This is a genomic window from Mesorhizobium sp. M7A.F.Ca.CA.001.10.2.1 (assembly GCF_003998575.1).
Taxonomy (GTDB): domain Bacteria; phylum Pseudomonadota; class Alphaproteobacteria; order Rhizobiales; family Rhizobiaceae; genus Mesorhizobium.
The window spans coordinates 1-4,560 of sequence record NZ_RZQY01000494.1 but is presented as its reverse complement, the minus strand read 5'-3'; the positions used below and the strand labels follow the sequence as shown (position 1 = coordinate 4,560).

The 4,560-nt window shown below is 63.6% G+C and carries 6 protein-coding genes and 1 pseudogene; 4 read left to right on the top strand and 3 right to left on the bottom strand.

All coding sequences use genetic code 11. From position 1 onward, the window contains the following. Positions 1 to 201: Rrf2 family transcriptional regulator (locus EN964_RS25610; protein WP_164775987.1), on the bottom strand; the 201-nt coding region annotated here is incomplete at its 3' end. Between the two features lie 147 nt (positions 202 to 348). Beyond that, positions 349 to 576: a hypothetical protein gene (locus tag EN964_RS25605; protein ID WP_127270314.1), complete on the bottom strand. Its 228-nt coding sequence runs from the start codon at positions 574 to 576 to the stop codon at positions 349 to 351. Between the two features lie 488 nt (positions 577 to 1,064). Between EN964_RS25605 and tauA the strand changes: the two genes are divergently transcribed. The 4 genes from tauA (at position 1,065) to EN964_RS25580 (ending at position 4,121) form a co-directional block, all read left to right on the top strand. Beyond that, a complete protein-coding gene (gene tauA, locus EN964_RS25595; protein ID WP_127269224.1) occupies positions 1,065 to 2,078 on the top strand; it encodes a taurine ABC transporter substrate-binding protein in 1,014 nt (337 codons plus the stop codon). Between the two features lie 161 nt (positions 2,079 to 2,239). After that, positions 2,240 to 3,049 (top strand): taurine ABC transporter ATP-binding protein, encoded by an 810-nt coding sequence (locus EN964_RS25590; RefSeq protein ID WP_127269225.1) that lies wholly within the window; start codon positions 2,240 to 2,242, stop codon positions 3,047 to 3,049. Then, on the top strand, positions 3,046 to 3,906 hold the full coding sequence (locus EN964_RS25585) for an ABC transporter permease subunit (RefSeq protein WP_127269226.1): 861 nt from the start codon (positions 3,046 to 3,048) through the stop codon (positions 3,904 to 3,906). Before EN964_RS25590 ends, EN964_RS25585 begins: the two co-directional genes overlap by 4 nt. A gap of 29 nt (positions 3,907 to 3,935) precedes the next feature. Beyond that, entirely contained in the window at positions 3,936 to 4,121 is a 186-nt protein-coding gene (locus EN964_RS25580) for a hypothetical protein (protein ID WP_127269227.1), read from the top strand. A 139-nt stretch (positions 4,122 to 4,260) separates the two neighbouring features. On the opposite strand, the pseudogene EN964_RS39460 reads toward EN964_RS25580, so the two are convergent. Further along, positions 4,261 to 4,374: pseudogene (locus EN964_RS39460) on the bottom strand (GIY-YIG nuclease family protein); the annotation flags it as partial. Between the last annotated feature and the right edge of the window lie 186 nt (positions 4,375 to 4,560).

Sequence of the window (4,560 nt, the reverse complement as noted above, 5' to 3'; positions counted from 1 at the left end):
CGCCAGGCGATAGCCGCCATCCTTGCCCTTGCGGCTCTGGACGAAGCCGGCATTGCGCAACTCGCCCAGGATGGCGTCGAGAAATTTCTTCGGGATGTTGTTGCCGGTGGCGACGTCGTTGACGAAGGCGAGCTGTCCGGCCGGCAAGCGCGCGAGGTGGACAAGCGCCTTGAGGCCGTACTTACCTTTTTTGGTGAGCATGAGATCAAAATTTCTCTGGCATGCGACGGCATGGAACCATCGGTTGCAAAACGCCTGGCGGGCGTTGCCGCCGCGTCCAAGCCCGCATGACACATAAATTCTAGTGACATGATGTACAAGCCGAGAACTGCTGATTTTGCTTCGTTTTCAAGCCGCTGCAGCGATTTTGACCGGCCTTTGTGCCCTAGAGAGCACAAAAATACGCTTTGACGGCAGCGAGATGGCAAATGGTCCTCCAACTGGCGTCGACTCACGCAACGGCAAAAGCCGATCCGGGTCGCGAGCGATCATGGTGATGGAGTGGCCGCTCATCGTCGCCTCCAGTTCCCTCATGTCGATAAGATTACTATACTTACCTCCGATCACGCGGAACATGTTTCCAAATCGTTGGCTATTTGAGGCATGAATTTGCCTGGCAGAGGTTAGAAGCAGGAAATCTAGTTCGCGGTGGGGGGGTAGGCGCAGCCATCGCAGCAGCTCAGGAGGTTAAAGGCCGGTGGGCCAGCGCCCCCCTCTGGCCTGCCGGCCATCTCCCCCTCAAGTGGGGAGATTGGACGTCACGACCGCTTTCGCCCCATCTCTACCGTCAACGAGAAAAGCGCTGAAGCCGAAACTGCCAATCTCCCCACTTGAGGGGGAGATGTCCGGCAGGACAGAGGGGGGCGCTGTCCCGCCGGCATCAAAAGGTCTGCCCTATGGCGACACCCTGCACGCTACAACCGCCTCATCCGCCCTATCCGCCGACCACCGACAGCTTTTTTCTAACAAGCCCGCCTTCGTTGGAAGGATTTAACTCTACAAACCTAATAGAATTAGCGGACTATCATGGGGCATTCCGATTTTTCTCTTTTCAGGAGCCCTCCATGTCCACCATTTCGCGACGCATTGTTCTCCTCTCGTCGGCGGCACTTGCCGGCGCGGCCTTCCTCGGCCCGGCCCATGCCGACGACCTCAAAATCACCATCGGCTATCAAACGGTGGTCGAGCCTTCGAAAGTGCCGCAGGCCGACGGCGCCTATGAAAAGGAGACGAAGGCAGTAATCGACTGGCGCAAATTCGATTCCGGCGCCGATGTCATCGCCGCGGTCGCTTCCGGCTCGGTCGATATCGGCTATGTCGGCTCGAGCCCGCTGGCGGCGGCGGCTAGCCGCGAATTGCCGATCCAGACCATCTTTATAGTCGGCCTGATCGGCGAATCCGAGGCGCTGGTGGCGCGCAACGGCGCCGGCATCGAGAAAGTCGCCGACCTCGCCGGCAAGAAGGTCGCCGTGCCGTTCGTCTCGACGACGCATTACAGCCTGCTCGCCGCGCTGAAGCATGAGGGCGTGGATCCGAAGTCGGTCGAGATCCTCAATCTCAGGCCACCGGAAATCGCCGCCGCATTCTCGCGTGGCGACATCGACGCGGCTTATGTCTGGGATCCGGCGCTCGGCCAGATCAAGACGACGGGCAAGGTGGTGGTGGATTCCTCGCAGGTCGCCGCCTGGGGCGCGCCAACCTTCGACGCCTGGATCGTGCGCACCGACTTCGCCGAAAAGAACCCGGAAGCGGTGCGCGACTTCGTCAAGGTGACGGGCGCCGCCTATGCCGAGTTCCTCGCCAAGCCCGACGCGTGGTCGGTGTCGTCGCCGCAGGCGGCCGCGATCGCCAAACTCACCGGCGCCAAGCTGGAAGAAGTGCCGCAGCTGCTCAAGGGCTATGTCTTCCCGACGCTGGAAGAGCAGGCCTCCGACAAATTCCTCGGCGGCGGCACGGTCAAGGCGGTGGAAGCGACATCCGCCTTCCTCAAGGAGCAAGGCAAGATCGACGCCGTGCTGCCGGACTATTCGAAATACGTATCGTCGAAATACGTCACAGAGGCGCTCGCCTCGAACTAGTACTCGTTTAACGCAATTCCGGACGGAAAACCGCTTCACACTTTTCCTGGAATTGCTCTGAACCCGGCCCGCGCGCTTCTTCCCTGACGCCGCGTGCTGACTGCCCCGGAACCGCTGACGAGCGCCGGGGCCGTCGGATTTCAACGAACCGCGAGGCATCCATGCCGCATCTCGTGCTCGACCCCCATCTCGTACTGGACCCCCATCTCGTATTGGACAAGGTCTCGATCCACTATGACGGCCAGGCGGCGCCTTCCGTCGAACGGGTGTCGATCGATGTCGCCAAGGGCGATTTCGTCGTGCTGGTCGGCCGGTCCGGCTGCGGCAAGACCTCGCTGCTCAACGTCGCCGCCGGCCTTGTCGCGCCGGCACGCGGGCGCGCCTCCATCAACGGCAAGCCGATCACCGCGCCGGGCTCGGACCGGGCGGTGGTGTTCCAGAACGACGCGCTGTTCCCATGGCTGACGGCGCGCGAAAACGTTGCCTTCGCGCTCAGGCTGCGCGGTGTCAGGCCAGCCGAGCGGGCGCAGCGCGCCGATGAGCTGCTGGCGCTGGTGAAGCTCACCGACGCCGGCGACAAGCGCATCTGGGAGCTTTCCGGCGGCATGCGCCAGCGCGTCGGCCTGGCCCGGGCGCTCGCCGCCGAACCCGAATTCCTGCTGCTCGACGAACCGCTCGGCGCGCTCGATGCGCTGACGCGCGAACGCATGCAGACGACGCTGCTCGATCTGTGGACGGCAAGCGAGGTCGGCGTGCTGATGGTGACGCATGGCATCGAGGAGGCGCTGGTGCTGGCCACCCGCATCGTCGTGCTAGCGCCCGGCCCAGGCCGCGTGGTGCGGACTTTTGAACCCGGCTTCTCCAGGCGCTACGCATCGGGCGAAGCCATCCGCACCATCAAGGCCGATCCGGCTTTTGCGGTGGCGCGTGGCGAATTGACCGACGCGATCTTCGAAGGAGAGGCGGCATGACCGTTACCTCCTACACCGAGCGGCCGGGACACAAGATCGACGAGGCCGACGGCCTGTCGGTGCCATGGTCGCGACCCAGCCCCAAGCGCAAAGGCGTTTCGGCCCGCGCGGTCAGCGCTGTGACCATCCTGGTGGTGCTGGCGCTGTGGGCGCTGTCGGCCCGCCTGCAACTGGTGTCGCCAGTGTTCCTGCCATCACCTGCCGCCGTGTGGAACAAGTTCATCACCGTCGCCCGTGACGGCTTCGTCGATGCTACGCTGCTGCAGCATGCCGTCGCCAGCCTGTGGCGAGTATTCGCCGCGCTGGTCGCCGCCCTTGCCATTGGCGTGCCGGTTGGTCTCGCCATCGGCATCAGCGCGATCGGGCGCGGCATCTTCGATCCGCTGCTGGAATTCCTGCGGCCTATCCCGCCGCTTGCCTACTTGCCGCTGGTCATCATCTGGTTCGGCATCGGCGAACCGTCGAAGATCCTGGTGATCACTATTTCCATGCTGGCGCCGGTGGCGCTGTCGACCGCGTCCGGCGTTCGCGGCGTCTCGCAGGAGCGCATCAACGCGGCGCGCTCGCTGGGTGCTACCCAGCGCCAAGTGGTCCGCCACGTCATCCTGCCCAGCGCGCTGCCGTCGATCCTGACCGGCCTGCGCATCGCGCTCGGCGCCGGCTGGTCGACGCTGGTCGCCGCCGAACTGGTGGCGGCGACACGCGGGCTTGGCTTCATGATCCAGTCGGCCGCCCAGTTCCTCGTCACCGACGTGGTGGTGATGGGCATACTGGTAATCGCGGCCATCGCCTTCGTGCTCGAATTCACCATCCGCAGGATCGAGCGCGTGCTCGTCCCGTGGGCGGGACGCGAATGATCGGAGCCCAGAGGAGCAGGAGAATGACGATGACCCATTCCACCGCCGTGCTGTTCGCCCAAGCCGGTAACTGGCTTCTCGCCTGGACCAGGGAAAGCCAGCCGCCAGAACAGCAACCGAAATCGCCAACGCCGGTCCGCTGGGACGCCGAGCGCGACCGCCTGCCGCCACGCGACGAGAGTTTTTACTGGGCCTGGCAGTATTGGTCGCAGTGAAGGGGGCGGTGCGACTTTGCGCCGTCCCCGCGTCTTCGTCATCCTAGGGCGGAGCAAGGAGCGAAGCGACGCAGCGCAGACCCTAGGATCCATGCCGCGACGGTGATGCCATGCTCCGGCGGTGAAAGAAACCGAGCGCCTACCAGCCGGTTCCACGAAAGAGCTCGAACCACTCTGGATTGGCTTTTTCGATCAACTCGATCTTCCATTGACGTGGCCAGCGCTTCAGTGACTTCTCGCGCTGGATGGCATCGTGCCGCGCTTCTGGCTCGCGGTCATGTAGACGTAGCCGGTCATGGTTTCAGGGTAGCCCGCGTTATTGGGCGTGCAAGCGCCATTCTGATCCGTTGCATCCTAAAGCCAATGTCACGGCATGGATCCTAGGGTCTGCGCCGCGTCGCTTCGCTCCTTGCTCCGCCCTAGGATGACGAATTCTGGG